At 60.8% G+C, this 14,597-nt stretch carries 17 protein-coding genes and 1 pseudogene; 7 read left to right on the top strand and 11 right to left on the bottom strand.

The genetic code is table 11. The annotated features are described in order from the left end of the window. Window positions 1–73 precede the first annotated feature (73 nt). From AC1DSZ_RS18525 to AC1DSZ_RS18515, 3 genes are all read right to left on the bottom strand, one after another. Window positions 74–646 carry a hypothetical protein gene (locus tag AC1DSZ_RS18525; RefSeq protein WP_476839821.1) on the bottom strand — a complete coding sequence of 191 codons (573 nt, stop codon included), beginning with the start codon at window positions 644–646 and terminating at the stop codon, window positions 74–76. 289 nt (window positions 647–935) lie between these two features. Next, window positions 936–1,772, bottom strand: coding sequence for a class I SAM-dependent methyltransferase (locus tag AC1DSZ_RS18520; RefSeq protein ID WP_476839820.1), 837 nt, complete (start codon window positions 1,770–1,772; stop codon window positions 936–938). A 231-nt stretch (window positions 1,773–2,003) separates the two neighbouring features. Then, window positions 2,004–2,894, bottom strand: a complete 891-nt coding sequence (locus AC1DSZ_RS18515; RefSeq protein ID WP_476839819.1) for a tyrosine-type recombinase/integrase — start codon at window positions 2,892–2,894, stop codon at window positions 2,004–2,006. 1,016 nt (window positions 2,895–3,910) lie between these two features. Here AC1DSZ_RS18515 and AC1DSZ_RS18510 point away from each other — a divergent pair. Beyond that, on the top strand, window positions 3,911–4,201 hold the full coding sequence (locus AC1DSZ_RS18510; protein ID WP_476839818.1) for a DUF1330 domain-containing protein: 291 nt from the start codon (window positions 3,911–3,913) through the stop codon (window positions 4,199–4,201). A 208-nt stretch (window positions 4,202–4,409) separates the two neighbouring features. On the opposite strand, the gene AC1DSZ_RS18505 is transcribed toward AC1DSZ_RS18510, so the two are convergent. Together AC1DSZ_RS18505 and AC1DSZ_RS18500 are read right to left on the bottom strand one after the other, a co-directional pair. Next, window positions 4,410–4,907: a hypothetical protein gene (locus AC1DSZ_RS18505; protein WP_476839817.1), complete on the bottom strand. Its 498-nt coding sequence runs from the start codon at window positions 4,905–4,907 to the stop codon at window positions 4,410–4,412. 367 nt (window positions 4,908–5,274) lie between these two features. Continuing rightward, a complete protein-coding gene (locus AC1DSZ_RS18500; RefSeq protein WP_476839816.1) occupies window positions 5,275–6,213 on the bottom strand; it encodes a homocysteine S-methyltransferase family protein in 939 nt (312 codons plus the stop codon). A 995-nt stretch (window positions 6,214–7,208) separates the two neighbouring features. Here AC1DSZ_RS18500 and AC1DSZ_RS18495 point away from each other — a divergent pair. Both AC1DSZ_RS18495 and AC1DSZ_RS18490 read left to right on the top strand, forming a co-directional pair. Then, complete coding sequence (locus AC1DSZ_RS18495; RefSeq protein WP_476839815.1) at window positions 7,209–7,445, top strand: hypothetical protein; 237 nt, start codon at window positions 7,209–7,211, stop codon at window positions 7,443–7,445. Window positions 7,446–7,454: 9 nt separating this feature from the next. Further along, a complete protein-coding gene (locus AC1DSZ_RS18490; RefSeq protein ID WP_476839848.1) occupies window positions 7,455–7,730 on the top strand; it encodes an ATP-dependent DNA ligase in 276 nt (91 codons plus the stop codon). Between the two features lie 216 nt (window positions 7,731–7,946). Here the strand turns inward: AC1DSZ_RS18490 and AC1DSZ_RS18485 are convergent, their stop codons facing one another. The 3 genes and pseudogenes from AC1DSZ_RS18485 to AC1DSZ_RS18475 form a co-directional block, all read right to left on the bottom strand. Further along, on the bottom strand, window positions 7,947–8,381 hold the full coding sequence (locus tag AC1DSZ_RS18485; protein ID WP_476839814.1) for a response regulator: 435 nt from the start codon (window positions 8,379–8,381) through the stop codon (window positions 7,947–7,949). Window positions 8,382–8,662: 281 nt separating this feature from the next. Next, window positions 8,663–8,878 carry a hypothetical protein gene (locus AC1DSZ_RS18480; RefSeq protein WP_476839851.1) on the bottom strand — a complete coding sequence of 72 codons (216 nt, stop codon included), beginning with the start codon at window positions 8,876–8,878 and terminating at the stop codon, window positions 8,663–8,665. 54 nt (window positions 8,879–8,932) lie between these two features. After that, window positions 8,933–9,094, bottom strand: a pseudogene (locus tag AC1DSZ_RS18475) (helix-turn-helix domain-containing protein); the annotation flags it as partial. A 169-nt stretch (window positions 9,095–9,263) separates the two neighbouring features. Between AC1DSZ_RS18475 and AC1DSZ_RS18470 the strand changes: the two are divergent. After that, complete coding sequence (locus AC1DSZ_RS18470) at window positions 9,264–9,503, top strand: DUF6894 family protein (RefSeq protein WP_476839813.1); 240 nt, start codon at window positions 9,264–9,266, stop codon at window positions 9,501–9,503. A gap of 14 nt (window positions 9,504–9,517) precedes the next feature. On the opposite strand, the gene AC1DSZ_RS18465 is transcribed toward AC1DSZ_RS18470, so the two are convergent. Then, entirely contained in the window at window positions 9,518–9,880 is a 363-nt protein-coding gene (locus AC1DSZ_RS18465; protein WP_476839812.1) for a hypothetical protein, read from the bottom strand. A 136-nt stretch (window positions 9,881–10,016) separates the two neighbouring features. Between AC1DSZ_RS18465 and AC1DSZ_RS18460 the strand changes: the two genes are divergently transcribed. After that, a complete protein-coding gene (locus AC1DSZ_RS18460) occupies window positions 10,017–10,382 on the top strand; it encodes a response regulator (RefSeq protein WP_476839811.1) in 366 nt (121 codons plus the stop codon). Window positions 10,383–10,638: 256 nt separating this feature from the next. After that, window positions 10,639–12,264: an HWE histidine kinase domain-containing protein gene (locus tag AC1DSZ_RS18455; protein WP_476839810.1), complete on the top strand. Its 1,626-nt coding sequence runs from the start codon at window positions 10,639–10,641 to the stop codon at window positions 12,262–12,264. A 1,114-nt stretch (window positions 12,265–13,378) separates the two neighbouring features. Here AC1DSZ_RS18455 and AC1DSZ_RS18450 read toward each other — a convergent pair. Both AC1DSZ_RS18450 and AC1DSZ_RS18445 read right to left on the bottom strand, forming a co-directional pair. Continuing rightward, the gene (locus AC1DSZ_RS18450; RefSeq protein ID WP_476839809.1) at window positions 13,379–13,603 is read right to left on the bottom strand and encodes a hypothetical protein; all 225 of its coding nucleotides are present in this window, start codon (window positions 13,601–13,603) and stop codon (window positions 13,379–13,381) included. Between the two features lie 64 nt (window positions 13,604–13,667). Further along, window positions 13,668–13,874 carry a hypothetical protein gene (locus tag AC1DSZ_RS18445; RefSeq protein WP_476839808.1) on the bottom strand — a complete coding sequence of 69 codons (207 nt, stop codon included), beginning with the start codon at window positions 13,872–13,874 and terminating at the stop codon, window positions 13,668–13,670. A 318-nt stretch (window positions 13,875–14,192) separates the two neighbouring features. Between AC1DSZ_RS18445 and AC1DSZ_RS18440 the strand changes: the two genes are divergently transcribed. Further along, a complete protein-coding gene (locus AC1DSZ_RS18440; protein WP_476839807.1) occupies window positions 14,193–14,552 on the top strand; it encodes a response regulator in 360 nt (119 codons plus the stop codon). Window positions 14,553–14,597 lie beyond the last annotated feature (45 nt).

The raw sequence follows: 14,597 nt of genomic DNA, 5'->3' as shown, positions 1-14,597 counted from the left end.
ATGCGCCGAAAAACCGAGCAGGCACAGTGCCGCCAAGGGGAGACGTGGGCTGATCATCGCTGGGTCCGGGATCTTAGTTGTAGGTCGCCGACAGCGTGATGGTGTCGGTGAACGGCGTGGACGCCGTGATGTTGGCCGGCGTGCCGATGGCGACCAGCGGCGTCGCAGCCTTCACGTTGATGAAGAAGTTGGCGTTCGCGGCGACGCCGGCGGCGGCCGCGATCGTGGTCGGGAACGCCTGCGGGGTCGCGCTGAGCGTCAGGGGCGTGCCGGTGGCGGGCAGCGTCGTGGCGCCGGGCCAGAAGTCGTACGCGATCGAGTAGGCGTTGGCCGTGCCGGACTGCAGCTTGCCGAGGTTAAGCGAGGCGGCCGAAACCGTCACGGTCGCGGCGGCGCCCGTGCAGGTGATCGGCATAGCGACGGCGACGCCCTTGTTGGCGCCGGGCGTGTCGCCTGCCTTCTGGAAGTTGCCGAGCGGGAAGGTCGGAGCCGGCGCCGTGCCCCAGGCGCAGGTCGAGGCCGGCGGCAGGGCGGTCGCAGTCACCGTGACGGTCGCGTTGGGCGAGACGACGAACGCGCTGGCGTGCTGGGCCGTGAAAGCGGCGGCGGCGAGCACGCTCGCGCCAAGAAGCTTGGTGATACGCATGACGAGATTCTCCTCGAAAAACCCTCCTTCTGGAGGGGCCTCCGTCGGTGACGGCGGTTGAGGAGCATCATCCCGGCGGATGGCTAATTTCGCGTTAACGACGAGAACTAAGCATATGAAATGACGTGCAATTTTCCGTAAATCAGATTCTCTTTCACAACCTGAAGTATCCTGCCGACAAGCCCGACGGGCGGCGCTCGGTTGACGATTGCTCGCATCCTCACTTGGTTCCAAAACACCGCGCGAGAGGGCTTGTGCTCAGCCGCCGCCGAGTCGTCGATTGTTGTCGTTATGCTGGCGATCCCGCAGTCGTCGCCTTAGCGGCTCGCACGACGAGCGCCTGGATCTTGCCCTCGATCGGCCCGTCGCCGAAACGCCGGCGCAGGGCCTCGGCGGCGTGCCGGGTGGCGCGTTCCAGGCCGGAGGGATCCAGGGCGAGGATCTCGTTGCGCAGGGGGGTGCCCTGGCAATAGGCGAGCGCGGGCTCCTGCGCGGAGGCCGAACGGCTTACCGCTTTCACGACGTCGATCTCCACGTCGCGGAAGCCGGCGTCGCGCAGGGCGCCTTCGATAACGTCCAAGTCGTGGTGGCCGTGCGGCGTCCGGGCGAGGAAGTTCGGGCTGTTCACCGGGAAGAGCTCCGCCATCGCGGCCGTCACGACGTCGGCGAATTCGTTCTCGGCGATCCGATCCCAGACGCTGAACAGAAACGCCCCGGCGGGCGCGAGCACCCGCCGCGCTTCCGCAAACCCCTGCACCTTGTCGGGAAAGAACATCGCGCCGAACTGGCAGACCACGACATCGAAGCTCGCGTCCTCGAACGGCAACGCCAGCGCGTCGGCCTCGCGCCATTCGATCCGGGCGTCGCCGCCCAGACTGGCCCGCGCGACGTCCAGCATGGCGGGGTTAAGGTCCGTCGCGACGATCCGCACAGGGCCGTCGATGGCCGCCGCGATCGCGCGCGTGACGACGCCGGTGCCGCACGCCGTCTCGATCACGCGCGACGGCGCGAGCGCTTTCACCCGCCGCGCCATGTCGCGCGCATAGACGTCGAAGATGAGCGGGACGAGATGCCTGTCGTAGAGTTCCGGAATGGAGCCCGTGAACGCTTTGTCGGCTTCCGCCATGGCGACCTCCCGACCGCGGCCGCCGGAAGTTGCCCCGGGGCGCCAGGGGAGTATCCGCCCGCAACAAGGGATTGGCTAGGCCCCAACGAAAAGGGCCGCCCAAGCGAGCGGCCCTTTTCGTGAAAGGGAAAATGGTCGGAGCGATAGGATTCGAACCTACGACCCCCTCGTCCCGAACGTGTGTTTCTAGAACCTGAATTGAGCATTTCCAAGCACTTACACCACGAAACTTCATGAAACGTTCCTGATAGATTCGGCTCGATCCGGCTTATTCGTTGGCCCAGTTTTGGCCCGTCCACTTTTTGTCCCGATCGCGTGCGCAGCGTTCGATTGGAAGTCCGGATGATGATGCCAGTAAGTGTTCTCCAGCACCTGCGTCGTCATCCCCAAAAACTGCGCAGCCTCCCCTAGATCCACGCCGGCCTGCATCAGCCACGTCGCCGCGGTATGGCGCAGCACGTGCGGCGTCACGCTCTTCAGTTTGGCGTCCGTCGCTGTGTTCTCGAATGCCTTGGTGACGCGCTTAACGGGCTCACCTTGCCACTCGACCGGGTGCTTTCCGCCAAGCCTCTTCCACCTCCGCAGGTGGACCAGCAGGCGGGGCGATAGCTTCACGGGCGGCCGGCGCTTCTTCGTCTCGCGCTCGCCTTCAGGGCGCCGATGAAACACGCCTGCGTCCAGGTCGAACTGCGACCACGAGGCAGCGCACACCGCACCAGCTCGCGTGCCGGTGTAGAGCGCCACAAGGATGAACCGGGCGACGTGCCGGCGCGTCCATTTCCGGGTGCGCTCGCCGCGCTGCTTCTCCTGCGCACGCCATGCCGTGAACAATAACTTGGCTGCTTCCTTACGGGTCAACCATCGCTCGCGAGACTGGCCGCGCTCGGGCAGAACGACGGCTGGGCAACTCTCGAGAAAACCTTCGTTGTGGTAGTGCTTGATCGCGGCCCGCAGATCCTCAAGCTGGCGGCGAGCTGCGCTGGGCTTGCGCTTGGACGCATAGGCCCGGCATTCCGACCCTGTGACGGCCGATAGCGTGCGCTCGCCGAAGTGCTCCAGAAGCTCCGAGATTCGCGACACCGTCTCCTTGGGCCTGGCCGTCTGCGGGGCCTTGTCGATCAAGTAGAGGCGCAGAACGTCGGCTACCGGGACGCGATCCGGATGGCGCGGGCCTTTCGGCTTGTGCTTACGCGCGATGTAGAGACCGAGTTGTCTTTCAGCGCCCTCACGATCGCTCTCGCTGCATCCAGTGGCGAACTGCTGGGAGCCATCAAGGACGAGCCATGTGGCGTGTCGGACGCCTCGCGCCGGGCGGAGCCAGAGTCGTGGCGGCTTCGAGACACGCGGCACCGCGACCTCCATTCATTAATGGCAGCCGGGGTCACAAAATCGCGCCGGCCTAAACGTTCGAGGGTCAATTCGCCGCGAGCTGCAGCAGCGCGTAAGGTGGCGGGCTTCACAAGGTCGCGCAACAGCGAATTGCAAGCTTCGGGCAAAGTGAGCAGTTGTTGCTCATCCATGATCCTTGGCTCTCCACACGGAATTAGGTTCACCGACCGGCTATGGCTGCCGAAGCCATCTCGATAAATAATTATAACGCATACCGCGATGTAATCGGGACTTAGCCCGGTTATTCACAGGCGCGGCTGTTGTGATTGGCTTTGCAATGCTCGACGCGCTCGGACGGTCTTGAAGGGCGGAGCAACCCAAAATCTTGGCGGCCCTAATCATCACCGAACAAAGCTGCTCGAGCTGCATGCCGACTACAACCGGGGCAGCCCTCACGTTGTACAAGATCGTTCTTCAGGCCGGCGGCGAGGAGACCGTCGAGAAAGGGGCTGGCCTTGAGGGGCTTGCTGCCCTGCGGAGTCTCCGCCCGTTTCTGCGCAGAGCGGTGGCCGCCACGGTGGCGGACTTCCTCGACAACCCTCGGCGTCCAATAGGCCACTGCCCACTGTGGGGAGGGTACTGGCCGGAACTCTAGGCAGCGCTGGCGTGTTATCGGATCAGCACGATTGATCACAGTTTCAGCCCTCAACGAGGCCCCGCAGCAAGCCCCCGCTGCGGGGCCTTTTTGTAGGATGACATGCCGGGTCAGCTATGCCGTGATTGGCAGATCGCATCGAAGGGGCTGGGACATGGCGAAGGCGTACTGGGTGGCAACTTATCGCTCGGTCAGCAATCCAGATGCTCTGGCGGCCTACGCGAAGCTGAGCGGGCCAGCCATTGTCGCTGCTGGCGGCAGGATCTTGGTTCGAGGCCTCCCCGCTGCTGTCTACGAGGCTGGCCAGACCGAGCGCACGGTTGTGATCGAGTTTGACTCTGTTGCTCAGGCTCAAGCCGCACACGACAGCGCTGACTACCAGGCTGCGTTGGCGCAACTCGGAGATGGAGCCGTGCGAGACATTCGCATCGTGGAAGGCGTTTGATTTTCATCTCAGGCGCACCGGCAGTGGTGGAACCCAAGCCGGCCGATCTCGTTGTTAGGCCAAGTTTGGATTGATTATCCATGTATCGGCCAGCCCCGCAGCACGCCCCCCGCTGCGGGGCTTTTTTTGTTGGGCGGGATGCCACCTTGTTCCTCTTCCAGCAATTCCTAAAAGGGCAAATTACCGCGGCGCTTTCGGCCTGGCGAGGCTAAGGCTGACGAACGGCGACCCTAAGATGCTGAACGCGCTGCGCAGTCACCTGAACGGTGACCTTCGACTGCCTGACTGTGAACGAGACCACCTTGCGGATCCCGGGACAGTCCTTCGCCCCCGTGAAGTCGGCAGCCTTCAAAGCCCGACCATCTTCAATGAGGTCAATCCAGCCTTCTGCAGAGAGGGCCACTTGCACATGGCCTGGCGCAACATCCGTGAGCGTCACCCAACCAACAACGTGTTCCCCGCCACTTGGCAGCCGATCGGGCCGTAACGGCGGAGTGACAGCGTCCAGAGACGTCAGATCCAGTTCGAGCGCCGCTGGGGACAGTAGCTTGACCTCCTGGCCGCGCTCGGTCTGCTGGCCTTCCTGACCCAGAAGCGCTCGGGCCGCTGAAACGTCCTGCTTGAAGGCTCCACAGCCAAACTCGGCGGCCTGGGACAAGGTTGAGGCGAGAACGAGAAAGCCGGCGGTGAGTGCAGTCCTCAGCATGGTTCGCGCCTCCTGCGTCAGTCTACGGCCACGAGAACGTCAGAAGCCTTGATCACGGCCGTCGCCGGTTTGCCAGCCTTTGCCCACGGCAAGTCATCGAGCTTGAACTAAAGCTCTACAGAAAGACGCGTCCGCGGTCGCGTGCGTCTGGCAGGCATCGTAAAAAGTCAGTCCCTCCACCTCGGCAACGAATTCAACGACCCCATCGCCGTAGAGGAAATCTCGCGAAACCAGTCCTATTTTGAATGTAGCCATGGGACCCTCCTAACAAGGGCGCACCCTACATCTGCGGCCTGAACGCTGAATGGCCGGGCTGTTCATCGCAGATTAATGCCAGGCAGTGCTGGCGGGTCAGCGTCGGCGCGGTTCAGAAGCACGCGTCGCAAATGGCGACAATGTGCCGATGATCAGTGCCACAGCAGCCGCCGAAAACGCGAAGATTTGGCAAACTTGAGCGCAAGTCTCGATACTGCCTACCCAGTTCGGTCGGGTCGCCGATGTCGAGTTCAGTCGAGGCGTCAAGTTCGGCATGGCTTTTCCGAGATGCATTTGCCCTGATCCCCAATATGCGGTTCAGCCAAGGCTCGCCGGACGCTAGCGCTCCCCGGAAGTGATCCGGATGAGCGCAGTTGATCATGTAATACGCGGGCGAATTGCCCGTTGCTGCATCGGCCTCCTCGACGGCAGCCTTCAAGTCCTGCCCAGACGGCAGTCGCCCATCGATTTCAACTGTGAATGAGATTGCGACGGGCATGCCGCAGGCCTTTGCGGCGAGCGCGATGCCGAGTGCCTCTTCACCGTAGTTCATGGTGATCGCGCTCACCATGTCAGCCCCTCCGTCCCGAAGCGCCTCAATTTGTGGGCGGTGGTATCGTGCAGCCTCGTCCGCAGTCATGGTCGAGCCGACGATGTAACCGTCCCCTCTCGGCCCGATCACGCCGTTGAGGACAATCGGATTCTGAGGGTTGCCGACCTTCTTTCGCAGCTCCGCGGCGAAAGCAACCGCCCGGCGATTAGCATCGAGTAGGTCCTCCAGCCCGAATCCAAGCTTCTCACCCCAATCCGGATTGGCACGCCACGTAGGCGTATCGAGGATAAAACCGACGCCCCTCCGCTCCGCCTCGGCGAGGTAGGGCGCGAAGTAGCGCGTTAGCGTCTCTCGTCCGGCTTCGCTCAGAACGAGTGGGAAAGCTGCAAATGAGGGAAGATCCATACCCTCCAGGAAGACGAGGGTGGTCTCAAGCCCGCCATCGGTCAGGAAGGCACCGTCGTGGTGCTGCGGTAAGGCGTTCGAAGCATTCGTCATGGAAAGCTTCCCATTTCCTTGTCGGTCCGCTGCCATTCGCCTTTGGTTTTAGCACTTCGTCAACACGGCCTAGAGCCGGATGCCGCGGGGCGCATCGCATATGAGCTGTTGACACTCGCCGATAGGATGGCGCGCCCGCCTCTACAGCCGCAACGGCCTTGTCTGAACCGCTCGGCTGCCGCGCATAGCGGCGGGCCTCCTGAGCCTTCCTTGTGGCTCTTGCGTGCTCGATGGCGAGGCCGTGGTGCCGCGGCCAATTCGGGCGATCCGAAATGACCTATTACCCTGACTTCAGTGAGATCTCCGGCATGCGCGTGATGCTACCCCCGCTCAGCAGATCCGAATGTGCATTCATTGAGCAATCTGCCTAATAGATTGCCAAAAATATGCCATTAGTAGATTGGCGTAGATCACGGTGACTACTCTTGCGCTGTGGAAGACAGTGTGCGGTACGTCACACTGGTTTGGCCAAGACCTATGTATTGAATAGTGCAAGCATCCGTACGTTTTCTTTTTAATAGTCCGAGTGGGTGCTCAGACAGGCCAATCCATCCGTGGAGAGTGTTGATGCGCGCGCTATTCGCTGTGCAGAAATCGTCCTTGAACGGTTCTCTGATCCGCAAAACCAAGGACAGAACTCGCATCTTTCTTTTTGCTTCGCTCTTGGTGCTTGCCGGAGTCGTTCTTTGGACCGGCTTCCACCCATCACTGGGTGCTCAGGTCGAAGATGTCTCTGATCTTCCGGTCATTTCGCAAAGGAACGCTGCAGCGCCAGCCTCCATGCCTTGGCCGTGTGAAACCCTAAACAACTGTCCCTGACCCCAGCACTCCGGGACTAAAATGGTCGAGCACAGTAAGTTCAATCCGACGATCAAGTTGGCGTGCGGCGTCCTCATCACAGTGTTGATGGCGATCGCTGTCTACTCAGTCTCGCCAATGAACAAACCTCGCGCTGGCCACAAACTGGAGATGCTAAAAGCTCGATGAGGTAAGCCATGAAAGCCTTACACGTGACAGCTTTTTTTGTGTCAGCCCTAGTGCTGACGATAGTAGCGAATGCAGCCGAGACCGCAAATGCGCCTTCACTCGGCTTTGGCTGTGTTTCCTATCACTCGGATGAGAGCGATCTATCCATCAGCATCTGCGACGACTTCGACGTCGATCAGACCGATTGGGACGCCTACGGGTCGCAACCTCGCGGTGTGCTTGAATATGATCCTTCGTTTGAATGATCAGCGTGCCTGAACACCTGTCGTCATAGTGGGAAGCTCGATGGCCAGGATCTCCGCTCGTGGCCGCTCGTGGAGCGCCGCGCCGAGCTGGCGCACCTGTTGGCGTCGCCGGTCGACGGCATCGCCTTCGTGGACGCCCACGACGAGCACGGGCCGGACCTGTTTCGGCATGCCTGCGCGATGGGCCTCGAGGGCATCGTTTGCAAGCGGAAGGACTCGTCTTACAAATCGGGGGTGTCTGCGGTCTGGCTCAAGGCGCGTTGTCCGAGCTACACCCGGGCCTAACGACTACATGGAGCGTGAGCAGGGGTATGAGTACGTCTGCCAAAGCAGAGAAATACCGGGAGCGCGCGGCGCAGTACGTGGAGCGCGCAAGAGCGTCGACTGATGACCGGGATCGGATGCTCCTGCTCGAGATGGCCGAGATGTGGTTCGCGTTGGCGCTCAAAGAGGAGGGCGTAATCAGCGTTCCCATCGTGATCCCGCATAACCCAGAGAGCGTCAGAGACTAGCCTCTGACTGCCCGGGCATCAGGGCCAATCCTGGAGCACCAGACGCAGCCTGTTCCAGCAAGGACACCAGACTGTTGACCAGCTGCGCGGCCGTCAGCGGCTTGGAGAGCACTGGCACCGACGCCATCGCGCCCGGAAGCATGGTGTGCTCGAAGGCAGTCACGAACATGAAGGGCTTTCCCTTTTCGCGCAGGGCCTCTGCTGCAGGGTAAGATGGCCCGTCGTTCAGGTTCACGTTCATGATCGCGGCGTCGAACTGCCCTTCCTCGATCAATGCTAATGCTTCGGACACGAGTGGGACCGGGCCAACGACGATGGCTCCCGCATCCTCCAGCTCGCACTCCAGCTGGATCGCGATCAGAGCCTCGTTTTCGACGACGAGGATACGAACCTTCTCCAGGGGTAGTGGCTGCTGAGTATCCATGGGGGACAAGGGTCCATCTTGGTCTAACGTTCCGCCACACCACTCTAAGCAGGAGGCCAGCTTGAGAGAAAGCATGCTTGTTCGGCGGCTTACAGTCTTTGGCTTGGCGCTCACGATCGCCGCCATGCTCGCAACCTGCGCCTACGACATTCGCGCGATCCTGCAGGCGCCGAGCCTCGACTCGAGCTTTCGGGATTTCGACGGACCCTAGTTGCAGTGTGTCTGAAAAGGAATTGTCTGTAAGGACTGCGCCTATCGGTCGGGGATGCGGCCGCTCGACTTCATTTCCATCTGTCTCGCTTGATCTGCTCTCTGATCTCGCGGCTTTTTTCGCGAAGGAAAGTATCGGTCGGGCCGGGGCCGTCCGGCTGCATGTGCTGGTTCATCGCCTTGCGGATCTCGGTCCTGCTCTTGCCTTCCACCCGCATTTTGTCGGCTATCTCTCCGGCTTCTCGGGAACGGCGCATGATGGTGTCGTATCGAGCCTGGGCAGACATCCCGGCGTCCAAGGCAAGAGCGCGCCTTTGCACTTGGTCCTCTTGCCCCTTCACCCACGCTCGAAGCTTGGCTTCGTCAAAGGTCCAGGATCGCCCAAGCTTTGCGGCACCTGGCAACCGTCCCTGCGCTGCAAACCCCAGCACAGTTCGGTGTGGGAGACCGAGAATAAGGGCCGCTTCACTGGCCTTAATACGCTCCCGCTTGGTTGGGACCATGATTTCCGAGCCTATCACTCTCAACGTACCCTAAGGCGGGATGTTCGCACTTCGGATCAGTGTGCAGCAGTTCACACTGACCAGCAGGAATTTGGTGCAAGTGAACGTGCTATACCCGCACCGAGCAGACTAAGTCTCAGGAGGCCGGTCCTCCTCAAAGAGGAACGGCATGGCCCTATATTTCTTTCGCTACGTTGACTCTCGTACGTTCGAAGATCCCGATGGCGTTGAATTCGCTTCGCTAGAGGATGCGACCCGCGAAGCGCGTGTTCGGGCGACAGAGGTTTGGGCCGAGGGCATCCAACGCGATCAGGATCGGCGACACTGGCGCGTCGATGTGCTGGATGACGGTGACCAGGTTCTCGCAAGCGTGCCGTTCGAGGAAGCCGTCGACGGCCAGGATTTCTAGTGGCTGACGCGATGTCAGTCAGCGATCAGGGCCTCGATCGATGCCCGCAACTCCTCCGCTTCTAGCGGGTAGGCGAGCCAGTCGACATCGGAAAACATTAGCTCGCGCGTGCTCGCAAATTCGCCCTGGGTGACGATAATCCCTGGCGTCCTATCCCAGCGAGCCGCGATTTCGTCGAGCAGATCGAGGCCAGTTTGTTGGCCGACTGCCTCGTTTGTGATTATCAGCCTGAAATCTCGCCTCAAGAACGCATGCAAGGCGCCAGCGTAGGTGCCCACGATCTCTACGTCCGTGTGGCCCAGGTGGTGAAGAGCTTCGAGTATTTGCTCCCTGACAGGAGAGCCACTCACAACCAAGATCGACAAACTGCCAATCATCAACCGCTCTTTCGGAAACGCCGGTTTCCTTCGTAGCAATCATCATGATAGGCTGTATGGGGAACAACCCGTAGCTGCTCACAAGAAGCTCTTATAGCCGGAGCTATGGTTAAGTTTGGCACCGATAGGGGCAGCTATGACACACGTCCTTCTCGTTGAGGATGACGAGCATCTGCTCTATGCGCTTGCCCGTTCACTTGAGGCTTCAGGGTTTGCGATCACAGCGGTTCATGACGCCCAAGAAGCGTTGGCTGCGCTAGAGGGGGACTCCCCGATCGACGTCGTGGTTACCGACATCCATTTAGGCGAAAACGCCGCGCATGGGATTTCGCTGGCCCAAATGGCGCGACTGCGGCGCAAGGGCGTGCCGGTGATCTTCATCACAGCCTTCCCTGAGAACCTGAAGCACGCGAAGCCCCATGGCCCAGTGCTGCTGAAGCCTGTGGACGCCAAAGAACTGGAAAGGCTGATCTGTCATCAATGCGGGCGGCCAGCAGCCTGACAAGGCGGAAACGATGCCGCAGCAACTATAAGCCTGCGGATCCGGTTACCGCGTTGTGGGGGGCTTCCGTTTCCGTGAACGCCCGATTCCGATACGTTCGGTATGCTGTCCCGTCCTTCAGGTTCCTATGCGCCCCTCCTTCCGCCTCGTCTTCGCCGGTGCTGTGGCTCTCGTAGCCCTCGCTGCAACGGCCACCCTCGCAACGGTTGTGAGTCAAGCCACCACAACCCGGCTCCGTGACGAGATCGGCGGCGGGATGGCCGAGCTTGCCGCCCACATGAGCGGAGCCCTCGATCGAGGAATTTACGAGCGACTTCGCGACATCAGGGTCGCCGCCTCGCTAGACACGATGCGTAATCCCGAGACGCCGATCGAAGCCAAGCGCCAGGTGCTGGAGCGCTTGAGATCGACCTACCCGGCATACGCTGCAATTGCGTTGATGAGCCCGGAAGGCAAGGTCGTAACCGCCACGGTCCCTGAGATGACCGGCGCGGATGTGACAAAGAGGGAATTCTACCAAGAGGGCAGGAAAGGTCCCTTTGTCGGCGACGTTCACGATGCCCTCCTGCTGGCGAAGCTCTTGTCGACAGGCCCGCTGGACGTGCCCCGTTTCGTTGACATTGTTTCACCCGTGACAGGCCCAGACGGTTCACTGGTCGGCGTCATCGGCGCTCACCTGTTTTGGTCCTGGGCGGCCGAGATCGAACAAACCCTGCGAGAGGTCGCGGAAGTCAGACACCCTGGCGTAGAGGTTATGATCCTGGCAAAGGACGGCACGGTCCTGCTCGGACCGCCGGAGTTCCAGAACAAGCCCCTTCCGATCGTTAGACCGCCAACCGCTCGCTTCCAAGCCGTACGCTGGCCCGATGGGGAAGAGTATCTGACCGCGTTCAGGCGCACTGAGGGCTACCGCGACTACAAGGGGCTTGGCTGGACCGTGGTGGCCCGCCAGGAGGCCAGCGCCGCCTATGCACCCGTACGCCAGCTTCAGTACTCGATCTTATTCGCAGGGGCGGTAGTCGCGCTTGCCAGCGCAGCGCTTGCTTGGTTTGCAGCAGGGTGGCTGCTCAGCCCGCTGAAGCAGATACGTGCCTACTCAGCGACCCTTGGGGGTGGAACGTATGCCGATCCGGCTCCGAAATCCCGGATCTCTGAAATCGCAGAGATTTCGGACGCTTTGACGAGCGCCTCGACGCGGCTGAGCGCCCACGACGCCGCCCAGCAAGGGATGATCGCCGAGCTTAATCACCGGGTGAAAAACACTCTTGCGGTGATCCTGTCCATTGTTGGCATGAGCGGCCGTACCTACACGTCAGTGGCCGAGTGCACCCGCAGATTACAAGATCGCCTGCACGCTATTGCGGCAGCCCACGACATCCTGAGCGACAACAGCTGGAGGGCGGTCGACTTCCGGGCGATCATCCTGCGTGAGCTGGCTCGCTATCCCAACCATGGCGCATCGGTCGACTTGGAGGGCCCAACAGTCGAGACAACGCCGCAAGCCGCAGTGATGCTCGCCTTGGCTGTCCACGAACTCGCGCATAACGCCGGCCAGCACGGGGCTTTCGCTCAGGAGGGCGGCCGACTGGCGGTTAAATGGACCACGAGTCCCACAGACGATCCTGCTGCCATTGAGCTGGCGCTGGTTTGGACTGAGACCGGCGTGCCGCTATCTGGCGTACCCGGGCCGCGGGGACTTGGAAGCCTACTTCTGGATCGAGCGGCCGCTATAGGGACGGGCGGCGCTGTGATCCTGGAGTATTTGCCTGACGGTATTCAATGCGAGCTGCGCGTGCGGCTGTTCGGATCCGCCAAAGCAGACTTCAAGCTGGACCGCAGAAGCCTTCCGGTTACCGGGAATAAGGCAAGCCTTGCGAGCTGAACGATGTTCGGCCCACTATGATACCGGGGCATCTCCGAAGGGTGCGGCCGTTCGCGTGAAAGGGACGCTGGCGGTCGCTCCCCGGGCAGTTGGAACTTCCGATGATGGCTTCCGTTGCTCTCACGTCACGCTGACCGCGGAGGTGCAATATGGGACGCCATACGCAGGCCGGGTCTGAGGACGGGCCGCCGAATTAGAGCAGTCGACCTCGTAATATTCAGAAGGGCCTCGGCGGCGACCGGGGCCCTTTTTTGTGTCTCGCCCCAACCCTACTTCGACTACGCAGGCTGCGGTGTTCCGGACTTTGTTCCCGAGCTTAACGGCCAGCACAACGCGGTTCTGCTCGTCCCGCGCCTCTAGAAACCAAGCAAGCCCTTGAGGCTGCTCCTCGCCCACGCATGCCTTTGCCATCTGAAGCGCAGCGACCATGTCGAAGGCGAACAGCCCATCCTGGCAGGGCCGTTTTGAATAGCCGTCAGTCACGGCGAGGAAGCAGCGCGTGCCCGCCAGCATGAGCGGTCCTTCCTATCTACGACTGGACCGCGCGGGGCGGTTCGCCTCGAGCAAGTATCATGATCGAGCGACCGTCTGCGCTTTCAAGCTCGACGCCGACCGACGACACAAACTCTCGTTGAAGATCGGCATAGGCTGATGTGGCGTATGTCACTGCCTCGACCTCTGAAGCGGCTTCAAAGCCCTGGGCGTCTAGAAGACGATGGCCGGCGATCGTCTGGTGGAGGTGGTAGCGCATCCAATATGGATGCAAGAGCCGGGATTTTTCCACTATGCGGGCCAACACCGTCGGGACAACTGCGCACGACCGCCCATTCGGACTTCAGCGGAATTGTACACGTACATCGTAGAACGAATCCCTTCGTCACGCTTTGACCCCACTTGAGGCGTCCAGGGGTCTACAATGTATCAAAGCGGTGGCGGAGCAGACCGGCTCCGGCAGATCGAACCTTATGCAGATGAAAACCAGCTCACGCACATCCAGGAGGAACTCAGCCTTTATTGGTGTTCTGTCCTCAACGAGCCATTGCCGGCTGAAATCCTGATGCTGATCAGCATCCTGGAGCGGAATGAGCGGGATGATAGCGACCCAGTCCGGCGATCAATGTAGCTTGGGATAGCCGTACTCCTTCATTTTGAAGTAGGCGTCCAGGCTCACCAAACGGCGACGTTTGAAGGTCATCGCCCTTGCATCGAAGTGCCGGGCAAACTCCGGATTTGAGGCCGCGTAACGTTGGCAGGCGTCAAAGAATGTGGATCCATCTGTTTCGAAGAGGTATTCGCACACCCCTTGCTCAAGGATGACACCCAGCTTGTATCTCGGCATGGAAGGCCCGCTATTTGTCAGCCGGCCATACGAGCTAACGAGCTGACTAGATCAGCTTGGTGCGCTAGACCTGCCGATCGATGAGCGCCGCACGCTGCCTCGCCATGCTCTCGACTCTCACGGGATCCGGCAGCTGCAGGACCACCTCCCCTGTTCTGGCGTCAATCCGCTGAAACACAGGCGTATTTGCGGCTGCGTTGAATCCGTTGCGCGTCACGAGCTGCGTCGGGGCGATCAGTCCTAGGGCCGGGCTTTCGCTCAAGCTGGTCATCGAGTCCTCCGGGAAAAGAGGGCGTGCGGTCTCCGTAAAGATACGCACAGGAGAACCTGAAGCCGTTAGGAAAACCTTAACCCGAGGCGTTGCAGCCAAGCTCCGGCTTTTCAGTTCGCCGGAATCGAGTTTTTCGCCGGACCGGGAAGAGCGATCATCGCAGCGTTTGGCGGCGTGGCCGCACTCCTTCGCGGGATGTAAATGGCTACCCAAAGCGGCTTCAAACGAACGAAAGCGTACTTGAAGCCAATTGAGTAATATCAACCTTGTGGTTTTTCGTCATCTGGGAGATGAACATACGATCATGAGGGGCGATTTGTGCGCGTTCTATGCGTTGAAGACGAAGCTCTAATTTCCCTCGACGCCTGCGATATGCTCGGCGCACTCGGCCACCAGACTTACGACGTTTCGGATGCCGAAGAGGCGCTTTCGGCAGTTTCGGAAGGCGAGAGATTTGACGCGATGCTTGTAGACATCGCGCTTCCCGATAGAAGCGGTATCGAGCTTGCGAGCGATGTTCGCGCTTTGCAGCCCAAGATCATTGTGGTGTTCACGACGGGCTATCCGCAAGGCGATCCCCGCGTTCTAGAAGCCCTGAAATTCGGCCCCGTTGTCTTCAAGCCTTACACTCAGGACAAGCTGAGAGCGGCTTTCAAAGAGGCTCAGGGCCGCTCGTAGGCTCGCGCATGGAAAACCAGCTACTTCGCGGCCATCGCTGCTTTC

The organism is Alsobacter sp. P4_H11 (genome assembly GCF_056400925.1).
This window is presented reverse-complemented; position numbering and strand designations above follow the sequence as displayed.